14 protein-coding genes are annotated in these 17,024 nt (G+C 62.1%); 8 read left to right on the plus strand and 6 right to left on the minus strand.

Going from position 1 to position 17,024, the window contains the following annotated elements:
* Window positions 1-26 precede the first annotated feature (26 nt).
* From A5906_RS07220 to A5906_RS07230, 3 genes are all read right to left on the minus strand, one after another.
* Window positions 27-833, minus strand: a complete 807-nt coding sequence (locus tag A5906_RS07220; protein ID WP_080134554.1) for an enoyl-CoA hydratase/isomerase family protein — start codon at window positions 831-833, stop codon at window positions 27-29.
* 207 nt (window positions 834-1,040) lie between these two features.
* Window positions 1,041-1,799 carry an SDR family NAD(P)-dependent oxidoreductase gene (locus tag A5906_RS07225; protein WP_080134555.1) on the minus strand — a complete coding sequence of 253 codons (759 nt, stop codon included), beginning with the start codon at window positions 1,797-1,799 and terminating at the stop codon, window positions 1,041-1,043.
* A 56-nt stretch (window positions 1,800-1,855) separates the two neighbouring features.
* The gene (locus A5906_RS07230; RefSeq protein ID WP_430642366.1) at window positions 1,856-2,434 is read right to left on the minus strand and encodes a TetR family transcriptional regulator; all 579 of its coding nucleotides are present in this window, start codon (window positions 2,432-2,434) and stop codon (window positions 1,856-1,858) included.
* 234 nt (window positions 2,435-2,668) lie between these two features.
* Between A5906_RS07230 and A5906_RS07235 the strand changes: the two genes are divergently transcribed.
* Together A5906_RS07235 and A5906_RS07240 are read left to right on the plus strand one after the other, a co-directional pair.
* On the plus strand, window positions 2,669-3,841 hold the full coding sequence (locus tag A5906_RS07235) for an acetyl-CoA C-acetyltransferase (RefSeq protein WP_080134557.1): 1,173 nt from the start codon (window positions 2,669-2,671) through the stop codon (window positions 3,839-3,841).
* 195 nt (window positions 3,842-4,036) lie between these two features.
* Window positions 4,037-5,581 (plus strand): acyl-CoA synthetase, encoded by a 1,545-nt coding sequence (locus tag A5906_RS07240; RefSeq protein WP_080134558.1) that lies wholly within the window; start codon window positions 4,037-4,039, stop codon window positions 5,579-5,581.
* 116 nt (window positions 5,582-5,697) lie between these two features.
* On the opposite strand, the gene A5906_RS07245 is transcribed toward A5906_RS07240, so the two are convergent.
* Entirely contained in the window at window positions 5,698-6,240 is a 543-nt protein-coding gene (locus A5906_RS07245) for a methylated-DNA--[protein]-cysteine S-methyltransferase (protein WP_080134559.1), read from the minus strand.
* 138 nt (window positions 6,241-6,378) lie between these two features.
* Between A5906_RS07245 and A5906_RS07250 the strand changes: the two genes are divergently transcribed.
* The 6 genes from A5906_RS07250 to A5906_RS07275 all read left to right on the plus strand — a co-directional run bounded on the left by A5906_RS07250 (window position 6,379) and on the right by A5906_RS07275 (window position 12,919).
* Entirely contained in the window at window positions 6,379-7,197 is an 819-nt protein-coding gene (locus tag A5906_RS07250) for an alpha/beta fold hydrolase (protein ID WP_080134560.1), read from the plus strand.
* A 2-nt stretch (window positions 7,198-7,199) separates the two neighbouring features.
* Complete coding sequence (locus tag A5906_RS07255; protein ID WP_080134561.1) at window positions 7,200-8,012, plus strand: alpha/beta fold hydrolase; 813 nt, start codon at window positions 7,200-7,202, stop codon at window positions 8,010-8,012.
* A 251-nt stretch (window positions 8,013-8,263) separates the two neighbouring features.
* Window positions 8,264-8,941, plus strand: a complete 678-nt coding sequence (locus A5906_RS07260) for a GntR family transcriptional regulator (RefSeq protein ID WP_080134562.1) — start codon at window positions 8,264-8,266, stop codon at window positions 8,939-8,941.
* 131 nt (window positions 8,942-9,072) lie between these two features.
* Window positions 9,073-9,873: a phytanoyl-CoA dioxygenase family protein gene (locus A5906_RS07265; protein WP_080134563.1), complete on the plus strand. Its 801-nt coding sequence runs from the start codon at window positions 9,073-9,075 to the stop codon at window positions 9,871-9,873.
* Window positions 9,874-10,010: 137 nt separating this feature from the next.
* Window positions 10,011-11,324: an NAD(P)H-dependent oxidoreductase gene (locus A5906_RS07270; RefSeq protein WP_080134564.1), complete on the plus strand. Its 1,314-nt coding sequence runs from the start codon at window positions 10,011-10,013 to the stop codon at window positions 11,322-11,324.
* 506 nt (window positions 11,325-11,830) lie between these two features.
* Complete coding sequence (locus A5906_RS07275) at window positions 11,831-12,919, plus strand: TRAP transporter substrate-binding protein (RefSeq protein WP_080134565.1); 1,089 nt, start codon at window positions 11,831-11,833, stop codon at window positions 12,917-12,919.
* 244 nt (window positions 12,920-13,163) lie between these two features.
* On the opposite strand, the gene A5906_RS07280 is transcribed toward A5906_RS07275, so the two are convergent.
* Together A5906_RS07280 and A5906_RS07285 are read right to left on the minus strand one after the other, a co-directional pair.
* Window positions 13,164-14,597: a restriction endonuclease gene (locus A5906_RS07280; RefSeq protein ID WP_161495372.1), complete on the minus strand. Its 1,434-nt coding sequence runs from the start codon at window positions 14,595-14,597 to the stop codon at window positions 13,164-13,166.
* A 355-nt stretch (window positions 14,598-14,952) separates the two neighbouring features.
* The gene (locus A5906_RS07285) at window positions 14,953-16,983 is read right to left on the minus strand and encodes an ATP-binding protein (RefSeq protein WP_080134567.1); all 2,031 of its coding nucleotides are present in this window, start codon (window positions 16,981-16,983) and stop codon (window positions 14,953-14,955) included.
* Window positions 16,984-17,024 lie beyond the last annotated feature (41 nt).

Genomic DNA, 17,024 nt, shown 5'->3' on the forward strand with positions numbered 1-17,024 from the left:
TAGTGTCCTTTACGGATCTTCGTGCTTCAGCGCCTGATATAGACAGGCTTTCGCTTCTCAAGGAAGGCCCTGATGCCTTCCGAAAATTCCTCGGAGCGGCTGCACAGGACCTGGTTGCGGTCCTCCATCGCGATCGCAGCTTCCAGCGATCCGGCATCGACGCTCATGTTGAGACATTCTTTCGACAGGCGCAGGCCCACCGGCGAAGCCGTCATCATCGCCTCGACATAGGGCCCGGCCGCGTCATCGAGCTTATCCTCATCAACGACCTCCGAGACCAGACCGACCGCCAGCGCGCGCTCGGCGCCGATGAAGCGTCCGGTGAGGATCAGCTCGGACGCGACGGAGACGCCGACGAGCCGCGGTAGAAAATAGCTGGTGCCGATATCGCAACCGCCGAGGCCGAGCTTGATGAAGGCGCAGTTCATCCGCGCCGATGTCGCGGCGATGCGGATGTCGGAGGCAAGCGCCAGCGCGAAGCCGCCGCCGGCCGCGGCGCCCTGCACAAGAGAGATGATCGGCTGCGGACACCGCCGCATCAGCATCACGATGTCGGCGATGCGCCGCTGCGAGTCCAGCGACTCCGTGACCCCAGGCGGTTCCTGCTGCCCGGCACGACGCGCCATCGCGGCCTTGAGGTCGAGGCCCGCGCAAAAATTCCTGCCGGCACCTTTGAGCACGACCACGCGCGTATCGCGGTTGCGCTGCAGGCCCTGGAAATAGACGTTCAGCGAATCGATCAGCGCCGGATCGAGCGCGTTGAGGCTGTCAGGGCGATTGAGCGTCACCCGGTCGACGCCGTCATGATGATCGATCAGCAGCGGTTGGGACATGGGAGCCTCGTGCTTGCCGCGGGCCGCGGCGCCGACTGCTGCGCCCTCTCCTCCTTGTGGGAGAGGGCATGTAAATCGCTAGCCACATACTCGTTTGGGTGAGGGGTCTGTTTCCGCGGATAGAGACCGCTCATCCGTCGCGCTCGGGAGCGCAATTGCGCTCCAAAGCGCGCCACCTTCTCCTACAGGGGAGCAGGAAGAAAGCGTCTACCTTGGCGCCATGCGGATGGCACCGTCGAGACGGATGGTCTCTCCGTTCAGCATCGGGTTCTCGACGATGTGCACCGCGAGCATGCCGTATTCGCTGGCGTCACCAAGGCGCGAGGGATGGGGCACCTGGGCGCCCAGGCTCTTGCGGGCCTCTTCGTTCAGGCCCATCAGCAGCGGGGTGAAGAACAGGCCGGGCGCGATGGTGTTGACGCGAATCTTCTGGCTGGCGAGATCGCGCGCGGCTGGCAAGGTCAGGCCGACGACGCCGCCCTTCGACGCCGAATAGGCGATCTGGCCGATCTGGCCTTCGTAAGCCGCAACCGAAGCGGTGTTGATGATGACGCCGCGCTCTTCGCCGACAGGCTCGATCGTAACGAGGCGCTCGGCGAACAGCCGCAGGCAGTTGAAGGTGCCGATCAGGTTGACGTTGATGATGCGCGCGAACTTGTCGAGCGGGTAGACGCCGTCGCGGCCGACGATGCGCTGCGAGCCGCCGATGCCGGCGCAGTTCATCAGCACGCGGGCGACGCCGTGCGCGGCTTCCGCTTTCGCGATCGCCGCCTTGATCTGCTCCTCGCTGGTGACGTCGGCGTGCAGTGCGACGCCCTTCACCTCAGCGGCGATCTTCTCGGCGTTCTCCTTGCTCTGGTCGATCACGCCGATCCTGGCGCCCTTGGCGGCCATGGCGCGGGCGGTCGCGGCACCCAGCCCCGAACCACCGCCGGTGATGAGGACCGCTACGTCTTTCAACTGCATCGCTTGTACCTTTCCTTGGACGTTTCTTCTCTAGACTTTGTGAAGTGTTGGCTGGACTATCCGGCAGCAGCGGCTTCCCCGGCTTGCGTGAGGATGCCGCCGCAGATCAGCGTTTCCATGTGCTTGATGTATTGCCGGCAGACCTCGTCGGTGACCGGGCCGACGCCGGTCGCGCGGGACATCGCGTGCCGGCCGAAGAACAGGTGGTCGCAGGCGCCGATCAGGCTGGTGTAGAACAGCACCGGATCGGTCTTGCGGAACTCGCCGCTGCTCTCGCCTTCGGCGAGCAAACGGCGATGAAAATCGAGCAGTGGTGCGACGAAGAATTTCGAGACTTCGTCGGCAGAGCCGGCAACGCTCTCGTGCAGAAGATAGTGGATCAGCCGGTTCATGTAGGGGAACCGGTGATAGGCGCGGATGATGCCGCCGATATGCAGCTTCAGCTTCGCCGTTGCCGTGATCGGCTGGGCCAGCAGATATTCGAGGTTGGACATCTCCGTCCCCGCATCGCGCTCGAGCAGCGCCAGCAGGAGGCCGTCCTTGTTGCCGAAATGATATTTGACCAGCGCGGCGTTGGCGCCGGACTTCTGGGCGATGTCGGAGAGCGAGATCTCGATCGAGGAGCGTTCGATCATCAGCTCGCTGGCGGCCACGAGTAATTTCTCTGCCGTGGAATTTTTTCCGTTGGGGAGCCTGTTCGGTACGCTGGTAGCCACGGAGATCCCTGTTTGGCCGCGAGAAGCGGGTCGCAGATAAGCGCAAGCAGCGCCTCATCACAAGAGTTAATTGATCGATTGACTAAATGATCTCTCGCCCCTTTAATCCGCACCGACAACCAAACCACCAGAAGAATCCAGGGAGAAACCGACATGGCCGAGGCTTACATCGTCGCCGCCGCGCGTACCGCCGGCGGGCGCAAGGGGGGCCGTCTCGCCGGCTGGCATCCGGCCGATCTCGCCGCGAAAGTGCTGGACGAGCTGGTCGATCGCACCAAGGTCGATCCTGCCCAGGTCGAGGACGTGATCATGGGCTGCGTGATGCAGGTCGGCGAGCAGTCCAACAACGTCGCGCGCAATGCGATCATGGCCTCGAAGCTGCCGGAGAGCGTGCCGGGCACCTCGATCGACCGCCAGTGCGGCTCCTCGCAGCAGGCGCTGCATTTCGCTGCGCAAGCCGTGATGTCCGGCACCATGGACGTCGTGATCGCCGCGGGCGTGGAATCCATGACGCGCGTGCCGATGGGGCTGTCGTCGCAGCTGCCGGCCAAGAACGGTTTTGGCAATTACAAGAGCCCGGGCATCGAGGCGAAATATCCGAACATCGTGTTCAGCCAGTTCACCGGCGCGGAGATGATGGCGGAGCGCTACGGTCTCTCCAAGGACGAGCTCGACGAATATTCCTTCGGCAGCCATCAGCGCGCGATCGCGGCGACGCAAGCCGGTCACTTCAAGAAGGAGATCGTGCCGCTCGAGATCACCCGCGCCGACGGCAGCAAGGACACCCACCACATCGACGAAGGCATCCGCTTCGACGCTACGATCGAAGGCATCAAGGGCGTCAAGCTGATCGCCGAGAACGGCAAGCTCACCGCGGCCAGCGCCAGCCAGATCTGCGACGGCGCCTCCGGCGTCATGGTGGTGAACGAGAAAGGCCTGAAGCAGCTCGGCGTCAAGCCGCTCGCGCGGATCCATCACATGACCATGATGGGCGGCGATCCCGTGATCATGCTCGACGCTCCCCTGCACGCCACCAAACGCGCGCTGGAGAAGGCCGGCATGAAGATCGGCGATATCGACCTGTTCGAGGTCAACGAGGCCTTCGCCTCGGTACCAACCGCCTGGCTGAAGACCACCGGCGCCGATCCGGAACGTCTCAACGTCAACGGGGGCGCCATCGCGCTCGGCCATCCGCTCGGCGGCTCCGGCACCAAGCTGATGACGACGCTCGTCCACGCCCTGCATCAGCGCGGCAAGCGCTACGGCCTGCAGACCATGTGCGAAGGCGGCGGTATGGCGAATGTGACGATCGTGGAGCGGCTGTAAAGCCGAGACGTCGCCACACTAAAGGTGTCGTCCCGGACCAGCGCGCCCAAAGCGCGCGCCGATCCCGGACCCATAACTACAGGACTCCGTGTTGCGCTGCGCCGGAGCTCCATCTCGTTTCAACAACCACGCCCTGTGGTTATGGATCCCGGTCTTCGCCGGGATGACACCCTTATTGTTGGGAGACCAACGTACATGACTCACCCCTCCATCCACGCCCGCACCACGCCCGACAAGATCGCCTACCAGATGGCAGGCACCGGCAAGGCAATCACCTATCGCGAGCTCGACGAGCTCTCTAACCAGGGCGCGCATCTGTTCCGCTCGCTCGGGCTCAAGGCCGGCGATCACATCGCGCTGTTGATGGAGAACCGCCTCGCCTTCATGGAGCTCTGCTGGGCGGCGCAACGCAGCGGGCTCTATTACACCGCGATCAGCCGCTACCTGAAGCAGGACGAGATCGACTACATCATCGGCGATTGCGGCGCCAAGGTCGTGATCACCACGCCGAAATGCGCCGAGCAGATCAAGGCCCTGATCAAGGGCGCGCCAGGCGAGCCGATCTTCTACATGATGGACGAGCCGCTGCCCGGCTTCCGCTCCTACGACAAGGAAGCCGCCGCGCAGCCGACCACGCCGATCGCCGACGAGGTCGCGGGCTACGATATGCTGTACTCGTCCGGGACCACGGGCCGGCCCAAGGGCATCAAGAAGGCTTTCGAAGGCAACAGGATCGACGTGCCGAACGCGTTCCTGCGTGTGCTCTGCGCCGACATGTGCGGCATGAACGCCGAAAGCACCTATCTGTCGCCGGCGCCGCTCTATCACGCAGCGCCCCTGCGCTTCAACATGATGGCGATCGTGCTCGGCGGCACCTCCATCATCATGGAGCATTTTGACGCCGAAGAGTTCCTGAAGTTGGTCGAGAAATACAAGGTCACGCAATCGCAGCTGGTGCCGACCATGTTCGTGCGCATGCTGAAGCTGCCGGACGAGGTCCGCAACCGATACAGCGTTTCGACGCTGAAGGGCGCCATCCACGCCGCCGCACCTTGCCCGGTCGACGTGAAAGCAAAGATGATCGAATGGTGGGGCCCGATCCTGATCGAGTATTACGCGGGCTCGGAGGGCAACGGCGTCACCGTCTGCAACTCGCAACAATGGCTGGAGCATCGCGGCAGCGTCGGCCGCGCCGTGGTCGGCAAGATCAAGATTCTGGACGAGAACGACGAGGAGCAGCCGGTCGGGGAGATCGGCACGGTCTATTTCGCCGATGCGCCCGCCTTCACCTATCACAACGATCCTGAAAAGACGAAGAAGGCCTACAACGCCAAGGGCTGGTCGACGCTCGGCGATGTCGGCTATCTCGACAAGGACGGCTTCCTCTTCCTCACCGACCGTAAGTCCTACATGATCATCTCCGGCGGGGTGAACATCTACCCGCAGGAGACCGAGGACGTCCTCATCACCCACCCCGAAGTCGCCGACGTCGCCGTGTTCGGCGTGCCGAACGAGGAGATGGGCGAAGAGGTGAAGGCGGTGGTGCAGCCGCACGACATGAAGCGTGCCGGCAAGGCGCTCGAGGCCGAACTGATCGCGTTCTGCAAGACGCGCCTCTCAGCGATCAAGTGCCCGCGCTCGATCGATTTCGAGGCCGAGCTGCCGCGCACACCGACCGGCAAACTGGTGAAGCGGCATCTGCGCGACCGGTATTGGCCGAAGACCGCGACGAAGATTTAGGGCGGGATCGTAGGGTGGATTAGCCGAAGGCGTAACCCACCTCCTTCGGTTCCACAGAAGCAGAAGCGGTGGGTTACGCTTCGCTAACCCGCCCGACGATTCCGGAGCAGGCCGCCTCAATCAAACAGGCTCGGCGTGTGGTTCACGAGCGCGCCTTCAATCTCCAGCATCTTCAGCTTGGTCACCACGCCGCCATTCGCCGAGAAGCCGCCGGGCTTGTTGCCGGCCGCCAGCACACGATGGCAGGGCACGACGATCGGGCACGGGTTGCGGCCGAGCGCCTGGCCGACGTCGCGCGACAGCTGGACGCCTCCGAGCTGCTTGGCGATATCGCCATAGGTGATGGTCTTCCCGGGCGGGATGGCACGGGCGATCTCGTAGACGCCGCGGTTGAACTCGGGCACGCCGTCGAGATCGAGCGGAATGTCGGTGAGATCGTCAGGCTCGCCCGCGAGCAATTGTGTCATGCGGTCGATCGCCTCCCGCACCTTTGGGGTCGGCTCGGCTTCGGTGGCATCAGCATGGCGCTGGCTGATGCGGGTGCGGATCTTCTGTTCGCCGCCCATCGGCAATTGCGTGCCGTTGATGCCGCGCGGGCCCCAGGCGATGGCGCAGAGGCCGATCCTGGTGTCGAACAGGGCAAAATGCTGGTCGTTCATGGCTTGGTTCCTGAGCTAGCATTCCTTGTCGCATGCCCCAATGTGATCTCGGTCCAAATCTAGGCTTGGAAATAGTTGCGATCCACCCGGTTTCCGGGAATCTTGCACAGGAGTTCCAAGCCCTCTCGAGAGCCCCGAATGCAAAGCCTCCACGTCAATGGATACGACATGCCCTATCTCGACGTGGGCGAAGACAGAGGCGGCCCGCCGCTGATCTGCGTGCACGGCTCACTCAACGACTTCCGAGTCTGGGGCTGCGTGCTCGGCCCGCTGACGCAACGGCGCCGGGTGATCGCAGTCAGCTTACGGCATTTCTTCCCGGAACGCTGGGACGGTGTGGGCAACACCTACTCCATCGCCCAGCATGTCGACGACGTCACCGCCTTCATCGAAAAACTCGACCTCGGCCCGGTCGATCTGATGGGCCATTCCCGCGGCGGGCACATCTGCTTTCGCGTGGCGCAGCGCCGCCCCGATCTGCTGCGCCGCCTGATCCTGGCTGAGCCCGGCGGCGAGCTCGATGCGAGCCTCGATCCCGATTACGTCGGTGGCCCCTCGCCGCTGCTGGCGCGCTTCACGGCCTCGGCCGAGAAGATCGCGGCCGGCGATGTCGATGGCGGCCTCGCCGTGTTCGTCGACACGCTGGAAGGCCCCGGCACCTGGCCGCGGCTGCCGGCGATGGTGAAGCAGAATCTGCGCGACAACGCCTACACGCTGATCGGGCAAGTCCGCGACAACCGCCCGCCGTTCTCGAAAGCGGACGCAGAGTCCATCAAGATGCCGACGCTGTTCATCCTGGGCGCGCGGACCAAGGGGCTGTTGCCGAAGGTGCTGCATGCGCTGGCCGCGCATGTGCCCTATTCCAAGACGGCGATCATTCCGAACGCGACGCATCCGATGTTCGAGCAGGCGCCGCAGAAATATTCCGAACTGGTCCTGGATTTCCTGGCGAGCTGAGCATGCAGAGCTTCCGCGTCAACGGTTACGACATGGCCTATCTCGAAGTGGGAAGTGGCCCGCCGCTGGTCTGCGTGCACGGCACGCTCGGCGACTTTCGCACCTGGTATTCGGTGCTCGGTCCGCTGTCGAAGAACCATCGGGTGATCTCGGTGAGCCTGCGGCATTTCTTTCCCGAGCATTGGGACGCCGTCGGCGACGACTACAAGATGGCGCAGCATGTCGCCGACACGATCGCCTTCATCGAGCAGGTGAAGCCTGGGCCGGTCGACCTGATGGGCCATTCGCGCGGCGGACACATTGCCTTCCGTGTCGCGCAGGCGCGGCCTGATCTGTTGCGCAAACTGGTGCTGGCCGAGCCCGGCGGCGATCTCGACGCCAGCCTCCCTGTGCCCGAAGGCACGCCCGCGCATCCGCCGCTCGCCGCACGCACAGCGCGCTCGGTCGAGATGATCCGTGCCGGCGACCTAGAGGGCGCGCTGCAGAACTTTTATGAAGGCATCGAGGGCGACGGCTCATGGCGTCGGGTGCCGGCGGCGGCGAAGCAGCAACTGCGCGACAACGCGCTCACCTTCCTCGGCCAGATCAACGAGCAGCGCAGGCCCTATACGCTTGCAGATGCGCAGGCGATCAGGACCCCGACGCTGCTGATCGGCGGTGGCGCCACCACCGGCAGCCTGTCGGTGATGTGGCGCGTGCTGGCCGCGCATATCGCAGGCAGCCAGACGGCAGTCATTCCGAATGCCGGCCACTGGATGTTCGAGCAGGCGCCGCTGGAGTTCGGCGAGGTGGTGAACGCGTTTCTGACGGAGTAGGTCCTCGTAAGGCGGGCGCCGCTATCGCCGCGCTGGAGGTGGAGGTGCTGGAGCGCTGGGCCGGCCTCGCCCGGCCTTTTCCTCCAAAACAACCCCATGCACAGTAGACGGCCCAAGCAATATCAATAGCTTATGCGCATCCCAAAAGAGCGGCTGGCGGGGCCTATGGCCGCGCTTGACGCCCTTCTCCTCCGGCAGTACCTTCGAATACGGAATTCCGTATTCCATTTTGGTCTATTGGAGCTGCCGGCGTGATTCCTCTCGACCCACTCCCGAACCTGATCGACCAGGTCTATGCGCGCATCCTGGAGGCGATCTCCGATCGCACGCTCGAGCCCGGCCAGCGCATTCGGCAGAACGAACTCGCCGACAAGCTCGGCGTATCGCGCCAGCCGGTGTCGCACGCGCTGCATCTGCTGCACCGACAGGGCCTCGTCGCCGAGAGCGGCAAGCGCGGCTTTGAAGTCACCCAGCTCGATCCCGCGCGCATCCGCCAGCTCTACGAGGTGCGCGGCGCCATCGACGCGCTGGCCGCCCGGCTCGCCGCTGCGCGCGCGGCGAGCGATGCGGCGGGACGCACGAGGCTTGAGACGGCGTTCGCCGCCGGCCGCGGCATCGACCGCACCACGCCGCTGGGCGAGCTCATCGCGCTCGACGTCGAATTTCACCGCGCGATCTATCAGCTCGCCGGCAATCCCGTGATCGAGGAGACGATCGCGCCGCAATGGCCGCATATGCGCCGTTCGATGGCGGCGGTGCTGTCGGAGCTCGACTATCGCGGCAGCGCCTGGGCGGAGCATGCCGATATTGCCGGGCACATTCTGCGCGGCGATGCGAAGGCCGCCGAACGCGCCGCCCTCGCGCATGCGCAGACGGCCGGACGGATGACCGAGGAGAGATTGAGGGCCGGCGAAGACGCGGCGGCGTAGCCGTCATTCCGGGGCGATGCGCAGCGTCGAGCCCGGAATCCATCAGGCGACAAGCGCTGAGGATCAATGGATTCCGGGTTCACGCTTCGCGTGCCCCGGAGTGACAACAATAAACAACTGGAGGACGACCCATGAAACTGTCCGAGGCGCAACTGGAGTTCTTCCACCGCGAGGGCTGGCTGTTTTTGCCCGAGCTGTTCAGCCCGGAGGAGGTCGACCTGCTCGCGCGCGAGGCGGTCGGCATCTACGACGCCGACCGGCCCGAGGTGTGGCGCGAGAAGAGCGGCGCACCGCGCACGGCTTTCGCCGCGCATCTCTACAACGAGGCCTTCCGCATTCTCGGTGCGCATCCGCGCATGATCGAGCCAGTCGAGCAATTGTTCGGCGAGCCCGTCTACATGCACCAGTTCAAGATCAATGCGAAATCGGCCTTCACCGGCGACGTCTGGCAATGGCACCAGGATTACGGCACCTGGAAGCGCGACGACGGCATGCCGGAGCCGCGGGCGATGAACATCGCGATCTTCCTCGACGAGGTGATGCCGATCAACGGCCCCTTGATGCTGGTGCCGCGTAGCCAGAACGCCGGCGATCTCGAAGCCTCGCATGACCTCGCCACCACCTCCTATCCGCTGTGGACGCTGGACGAGGACACCGTGACGCGCCTCGTCAAGCAGGGCGGCATCGTCGCGCCCACCGGCAAGCCCGGCGGCATGCTGATGTTCCACGGCAATCTCGTGCACGGATCAAGCGGCAACATCACGCCCTACCCGCGCAAGATCGTGTACCTGACGCTGAACGCGGTCTCGAACTACATCCGCACCCCGACGCGGCCGGAGTACATCGCGCACCGTGATTTTACGCCGATCAGGACGGTGGATGACGGTGCGCTGCTGCGGCTGGCGCGGGCACCGCGGCAGGCGGCGGAGTAACCTGTCATTCCGGGGCGCGCGAAGCGCGAGCCCGGAATCCATCGAGCCGCAGAGACAGTCGATCAATGGATTCCGGGTTCGCGACTTCGTCGCGCCCCGGAATGACGAGTTTTGATTGTTGCATCAGGGACATCCCCATGAACCTCTTCCGCCTCCTGCAAGCCCGCGCATCCGCCGGCAAACCCGTTCGCGTCGCACTGATCGGCGCGGGCAAATTCGGCTCGATGTTCCTCGCGCAGGTGCCGCACACGCCGGGACTCGAGGTGCCCATCATCGTCGACATCGACCGCGACCGCGCGCGCGAGGCCTGCCGCACCGTGGGCTGGGACGCTGAGCGCATCGCCCGGACCGTCTTCACCGATGACGGCGCGCGCGCCATCGCCGGCGGCGCGATGGACGTGGTGGTGGAGGCGACCGGTAATCCCGCAATCGGCATCCGCCATGCGCGCGCCGCGATCGCGGCGGGCAAACATATCGTGATGGTCAATGTCGAGGCCGACGTGTTGGCGGGCCCACTGCTCGCCGAGGAGGCGCGGAAAGCCGGCGTGGTCTATTCGCTCGCCTATGGCGACCAGCCGGCGCTGACGGCGGAGATGGTGGACTGGGCCCGCGCCACCGGTTTTCGCGTCGTTGCCGCCGGCAAGGGCACAAAATACCTGCCGGCCTATCACGACGTGACGCCCGACGGCGTCTGGCAGCATTACGGCCTGACCGCGGGCGAAGCGCAATCGGCCGGCATGAACCCGCAGATGTTCAACTCCTTCCTCGACGGCACCAAGTCCGCGATCGAGATGGCCGCAATTGCGAACGCCTGCGGCCTCGACGTGCCCGCGGAGGGACTGCTGTTTCCGCCCTGCGGCGTGGACGATTTGCCGCACATCATGCGGCCGCGCTCGCGCGGCGGCGTGCTGGAGCGATCCGGCGTGGTGGAAGTCGTCTCTTCGCTTGAGCGCGACGGGCGGCCGGTATTTCGCGACCTGCGCTGGGGCGTCTATGTCGTGCTGGAGGCGCCGAACGACTACGCCGCCGACTGCTTCAGGCAATACGGCCTGAAGACCGATGCCAGCGGGCGCTTCGCGGCGATGTACAAGCCCTATCACTTGATCGGGCTGGAGCTGAACATCTCGATCCTGTCGGCCGCTCTACGCAGCGAGGCGACCGGCCAGGCTTTCGGCTTCCGTGGCGACGTCGCGGCCGTCGCCAAGCGCAATTTGCGCGCCGGCGAGATGCTGGACGGCGAAGGCGGCTACACGGTGTGGGGCAAGCTGGTGCCGGCCGCCGCGAGCCTGAAAGCAGGCGCCCTTCCGATCGGCCTCGCGCATCGCCTGAAGCTGAAGCACGACGTCGCCCATGGCGAGATCGTGCGCTGGAGCGACGTCGAGTTCGATGCGAACAACGAGACGATCAGGACAAGAAAGGCGATGGAGGCGGCGTTCGCGAAGGAGGGGTAGCGCGCGTTGGGTTGAGTCGGTGGCCGCGGTGTCGGTGCACCTCTCCCGCTTGCGGGAGAGGTCGACATAGGCGGCCTCTGGCCGCCGTTCTTTAAGACGCCGATGCTTCGCATCGGCTAAGGCGCGGGAGAGGGTTCTCTCCTCCAAGGAGATCATCCCGTTGCGGAAACACCCTCTCCCCAGCCCTCCCCCGCGAGCGGGGGAGGGAGCGCACCGGCTTCGGAGCTTCCTGGCCGCTGCACAATCAAGCGGCAGATCGCGGACCTTTCCGACTTTCGTCTGGCCCGCGTTCGCAATTGCGAGGACGGCATGAGGCTTGATTATCGCTACTTGACCGGTCATCCTCGCTGACGGAACCGCAATGATCGGAATTCCAACAACAAGAGCCCATCAGGGCCATTCGGAAACGCCTCACAAGTCTCAAACAAAACAACGTCGATCTCGACCAAGACAAAACGACACCAAAGTCCCTGACGTCGAAGCATCGGCATAACGGAGGGAAGTGCATGGAACGTCGTAAATTCCTGACGGCAGGCGGATTGGGCCTGGCCGCGAGCGCTGTTGCTGCGCCGGCTATCGCGCAAAGTTCGCCTGAGGTCAGGTGGCGTTACGCCACGAGCTGGCCGAAGTCGCTCGACACGCTCTATGGCGGCTGCGAATATTTCACCAAGAAAGTCGCCGAGATCACCGACAACAAATTCCAGATCCAGCCGTTCGCGGCGGGCGAAATCGTCCCGGGCCTGCAGGTGCTGGATGCGGTCTCGAACGGCACCGTCGAGATGGGCAACACCGCGCTCTACTATTACTGGGGTAAGAATCCCGCCTTCACCTTCGCCACCGCGCTGCCCTTCGGACTGAACACGCGCCAGCAGATCTCCTGGCTGCTGTGGGGCGGCGGGCAGGAGCTCGTGAACGACCTCCTGAAGGAGCACAATTGCTACGGCATTCCGACCGGATCCACCGGTGCCCAGATGGGCGGCTGGTTCCGGAAGGAGATCAAGTCGCTGGAGGACATCAAGGGCCTGAAATTCCGCATCGGCGGATTTGCCGGCACGATCATGGCGAAGCTCGGCGCGGTGCCGCAGCAGATCGCCGGCGGCGACATCTATCCGGCCCTCGAAAAGGGTACGATCGACGCGGCCGAATGGGTCGGCCCCTACGACGACGAGAAGCTCGGCTTCGTCAAGGTTGCGAAGTACTACTACTATCCGGGCTGGTGGGAAGGCACGAGCCAGGGCCACAACATCATCAACCTCGACAAGTGGAATGCGCTGCCGAAGCACTACCAGGCGGCGATCGATGCCGCCTCGCGCGACACGTTTACCTGGATCACCGGCAAGTACGACGCGTTGAACGCGCCGGCGCTGAAGCGGCTCCTGGTGGCGGGCGCGGTCCTGAAGGCGTTCCCGCAGGAAGTTCTCGAAGCCTGCTACGCGGCCGCCAACGAGACCTATGCCGAACTGTCCAAGTCCAACCCCCATTTCGGCAAGATGTATGCGAGCCTGACCGCCTATCGCGGCGAGGCGCTGCCCTGGTTCCAGGTCGCCGAGCTGAGCTTCGACAGCTTCATGATGCGGATGCGGACGAAGACGTGAGGCGCTGAAGCGGCGCACACGACTAAAGAATGAGAAGCTCCGGAGATGGCAACATCTTCGGGGTTCTTGCTTTGGCACGGTGATGCTGTTCTTCCCTTCTCCCCTTGCGGGAAAGTCAACAGCGGGAATTGCCGAGCGAAATCAATCGGCAATCGTCCGAGTGTATGGGGGGTGTAAAAATCCTAAAAATCGCTGGCAATGCAGGATAATAGGCCTCAGAGATCATCCGCGTTCGCTAGCGAGCCTAGCTACCCTCTTTGTTCAGCTTCCGAGCTTCCGCAAGATCGATCCTGTAGTTGCGACCATGCTTCCTCAGCATCTGAACCAGATAAGATCCATCGATCAATGTGATCGGTTTGTCTTTCACAAAGTCGCGTGAATCAGGACCGAAGCCGCTGGTCGTCACCAGGATTCCCCGATTTGCGCCCTCATTTATGACGGTCCCATACAAATCACGAACTGCAGCGACATCAACAGTGCGGGTGTAACGTTTCGCCTGCAGCACGTACTTTCCTCCCCTGAGCGGGTCAGGATCGTACATTACGGCGTCGACGCCATGATCTCTGGAAAGACGAAACACTTTCACTTCGACACCCTTCCCGCCAAACTCCCATTCAAAGAGCTGACGCACAAGGTGTTCGAAATCTTCCCAAGGCATAGCCGCGATGTTCGCTTCGACGTCCATCTCACTGTCGACGTCACGATTGCCGACGACCCTTTTGTCGTCTTTGTTCAAAATAAAGATCGGTCGCACTGCCGCGATATCTTCGACCGATGGAGTCGATATTCCCTTGAAATGTCGAAAGCAGGTCTTCGGATCGATTTGATCTGGCCGCAGTCCCATAAATTCCCGCGACGAGCCCTGTAGTGATGCGATTATTCCTTGCTTTGAAGAGCCCGTAGCCCGGTCGTTCCACTGCTGCGAGGCGTTGACCGCAACAACGTCGAACCAGTTTCGAATGTTACACTGAGCTGCAAGGAAAGCTGCCCGAATACAAAGGCTGTAAAGAAGTGCCTCGTTTAAGACCTTCCGCTCCTTCGGAGCGACAGGCACGTATTCATAGGATTTGCCGCGCCTTTTTACGATGGGTAGTTTCGCAAAATCGGGGATCTCGATCGAACACAGTAGAACCCGCGATGATTGATCAAAATCGAACTGAATTGGACGGTGAATTGCAGCAGGCAAATGATTGCGGGCATGCGCCAAATTCATCATGAAGCGGACCGCATCAAGGTCGTCGGCCTCGCATCTCGTCCGTACTTCAGTAAGTTGATGAGCGATGGCCTCATGCTTACGCTGAAACGCAGATCTCTTATCAGCGGTTTTCTGTATCAGCCTAGCTTCCTTTTCGAGAATTTCAGGAGAAAAGCCTCTTGGCGCAGGAGGCGGGGGCTTTGAAAATATCGAACGAAGGCCTGTCGGGGGAGCCGCCGGAATAAAATCATTCGGGCGACTCGGTAATGACGGAAACTCTGGCAGGGGCAGCGGCGCCAACACCCCGTAGCCATATGGCGGCCTAATTTGAGCAAGCAAACCATTTATGCGTTCGGGCGTGATCGGGCCGTCTGCAAACCCTTCGACGGTGAAGAACCCGCGACTATACTGTTGTCGCTTAGACAAATCCTTGGCGACACCCTCGTACTCGGCGGCGTCGAGCTGCCGTTCGTAGTTGTCCAAGTCTCTATCAAAATAAAACCAGCTACTGGACATAATCCCGGCCCCAAGACGATTCTCAAACGAATAGCATGAAAACTTCGATCGCGCCGGGTCGAGCGCAGCTTTTCGAACGCGATTGACGACTGCCCCACTCCGAATTCTGCAGCTGATCCATTTCGGTCTCGGCCAGCGCCGCGGCCTTCTTGATGGCGTCTTTTCGCGTGGTGCGCGGGTTCGACCGCCGCGAGACAAGATTGTCTCAAAAGAACCGCACCGACATCCGGCCGTCCGCGAACCATACCTCAAGCCTCCGCATTCGTCCTCCGAGGTGGGAATTATGCGGATGGGTCGGCTCTGCCCCCGAGGAACTGCTCCGCTATTCGCCAGCCGACGTTTCTAGGTCGCCTTGGGTCGCACCGCTTGACCTTTCCGCGGCATCATCATCGTTGATCAGCACGCCTTCTAGTAATTCTCGATGGCGCTCCTGCAGGAAGGCGAGCGCTTCGCCATCATCGACGCGATGTTCGAGCTTCTCCTTCACGAATTGTAGCCGAGCGTTGTTATCTTCAAGGATTTCACCCCAAGTCTTCACACCGATCTTGACCCGATCTGTCCGGAGGATCAGGCGACGCTGAGGGTCTGGTCCACCCTTGATGCGAGCCTCGACCTGCTTGTTGTATGCATCCGAAATGATCCAAAAGTGCCAGCGCAAGCCCTCAATGCGGTTAAACCGATCGTCCTCCTCCACAGCTAGGGCGTACCCCTCGATTTGGTTTAGGTGCTCTGCATTTATGGTGACCTTCGGTGCCTTAAGCTCAATCACCAGATGCTCAAGGTCGTCCGCACGATGTCGTCGCTGCGCACGTGACAGCATGAGATCGATAATGCCGCGTGACTTATTGATCACCTTTACAGGCTCATCGATGACAAGATCGGGATCGAGTTTATCCCGATGCACTTTCAGCACCGTCGTCAGGTCCTTGTCGCTTGCCCAGAGATTATACTCCTCTCCAAAAATCCATGTGTTCTGCTCCAAAATCTTATGAAGCTGGGAACGCTCGCGTAGCTTCTGCCGAGCCTCGTAGTCGAACAAAATAAAGCGCAGGGCCTCAAGGAACTTCAGCCGATCAGCCACAAGGGTGGTGGCGCCAATGATTCCGGCGAGGGTCGTCTCGTTGAGCAGCTCCGCCAGCTCTTTCTGCTTTCGCTTCGGTAATTTTAGAACCTGATCGAGGATAAGCTGCAGCTCGGCCGGACTGCGCTCGATGGCATGGCGCAATAGCCTCAGGTGTAGGGCGGTTTGCTTCGATGCGGTGTCGCTGAACTCTGGCGAGGCATCTTGAACAGTAACGGCGACGATGTCGAAAATCTGGCGCTCGGCCTTTTCTACGGGCGTCACCGGATCGCCTTCGTAGGGATAGACCTTCTTCTCCTTCCATTCGTCAACGACGATCCGAGCCCGCTCAGCCGCGCGGCTTCGGAAGACTTCTTTGACCTTTGCCCTTGCTTCCTCGATTGAAGCAACCAGAGTCGGGACCATTTCAGCGAGATCAAGCTGTCCGTCTTGATGCAACTCGCTGATGAAGCTAGATTTCAGGTAGGCAGAAAAATGGAAGTCGCCGACGTGGAAACGCGTCTCCACTTGCGAGAGCGGGAAGCCCTGTTCATTGCAAAGATACAGGGTGCGGCGGGTTTGTCCTCGCCATTCGATTATTTCAAGATCGACAGGGTGCTGCTCTCCATCATCGTCCGCTATGGGCGCTAATTCGAAGTCCCATGTACCAGCGATTGCCCGATCCGGATCGATTCGCTCGCCTGCGATTGTGATCGTGACGTTGCGATAATCCTTGAGATAGATAGCGAAGATTTCGGAAAGCTCTTGAACGGCATTTTGCGGCTGCAACGAACTGAAATGCCTCTTCAGTTCGGATATCACCACCGTTACTCCGGTGACAGCGCCGGGAGTCGGTGCTTCATCGCCAATACGGACCCGCTCAATCTGTTGCTCGAGCACGGCCACGTCGTAGCGGAACGGAGTACCATCCTTCGCGTAAATGACCTTCCAATCGACCACTTCCCCGAGGGCAAAGGCTTTGAACCGCCCGCGCCCCTCGCGTCCGTGGAGCATACGATTCAGGCGAGGCGTGGTCAGCCTCAGTTGCTTCCAAGAACCCCCAAGGTTTTTGAAGAGCTGCGGAGCCTCTGCGCGCGGTATTGCATCTCCATTGTCCGCTACCACGATTTTGGAGATGCCGCCGACGCCGTCCGGTTCGAACTCAATGTTGACAGACGTTGCATCAGCATCGAGAGAATTCCAGATAAGTTCCGCAAGCGCCTGCACGGGCTGCGCCTTTGCCTGCCGCGCGAGAAAATCGGGTCTTACTTCGACCTTTACTTCTTCCTGCATAGCCCCCCCGAAAACGGTCGCTTACTACCTTGAATAGCATT

It is taken from the genome of Bradyrhizobium sacchari (assembly GCF_002068095.1).
Taxonomy (GTDB): Bacteria; Pseudomonadota; Alphaproteobacteria; order Rhizobiales; family Xanthobacteraceae; genus Bradyrhizobium; species Bradyrhizobium sacchari.

What these genes read in the sequence shown, in the direction of transcription:
- A5906_RS07220 (WP_080134554.1), bottom strand. Translation starts at nt 833, where the DNA reads ATGTCCCAACCGCTGCTGATCGATCATCATGACGGCGTCGACCGGGTG.
- A5906_RS07225 (WP_080134555.1), bottom strand. Translation starts at nt 1,799, where the DNA reads ATGCAGTTGAAAGACGTAGCGGTCCTCATCACCGGCGGTGGTTCGGGG.
- A5906_RS07230 (WP_430642366.1), bottom strand. Translation starts at nt 2,434, where the DNA reads ATGATCGAACGCTCCTCGATCGAGATCTCGCTCTCCGACATCGCCCAG.
- A5906_RS07235 (WP_080134557.1), top strand. Translation starts at nt 2,669, where the DNA reads ATGGCCGAGGCTTACATCGTCGCCGCCGCGCGTACCGCCGGCGGGCGC.
- A5906_RS07240 (WP_080134558.1), top strand. Translation starts at nt 4,037, where the DNA reads ATGACTCACCCCTCCATCCACGCCCGCACCACGCCCGACAAGATCGCC.
- A5906_RS07245 (WP_080134559.1), bottom strand. Translation starts at nt 6,240, where the DNA reads ATGAACGACCAGCATTTTGCCCTGTTCGACACCAGGATCGGCCTCTGC.
- A5906_RS07250 (WP_080134560.1), top strand. Translation starts at nt 6,379, where the DNA reads ATGCAAAGCCTCCACGTCAATGGATACGACATGCCCTATCTCGACGTG.
- A5906_RS07255 (WP_080134561.1), top strand. Translation starts at nt 7,200, where the DNA reads ATGCAGAGCTTCCGCGTCAACGGTTACGACATGGCCTATCTCGAAGTG.
- A5906_RS07265 (WP_080134563.1), top strand. Translation starts at nt 9,073, where the DNA reads ATGAAACTGTCCGAGGCGCAACTGGAGTTCTTCCACCGCGAGGGCTGG.
- A5906_RS07270 (WP_080134564.1), top strand. Translation starts at nt 10,011, where the DNA reads ATGAACCTCTTCCGCCTCCTGCAAGCCCGCGCATCCGCCGGCAAACCC.
- A5906_RS07275 (WP_080134565.1), top strand. Translation starts at nt 11,831, where the DNA reads ATGGAACGTCGTAAATTCCTGACGGCAGGCGGATTGGGCCTGGCCGCG.
- A5906_RS07285 (WP_080134567.1), bottom strand. Translation starts at nt 16,983, where the DNA reads ATGCAGGAAGAAGTAAAGGTCGAAGTAAGACCCGATTTTCTCGCGCGG.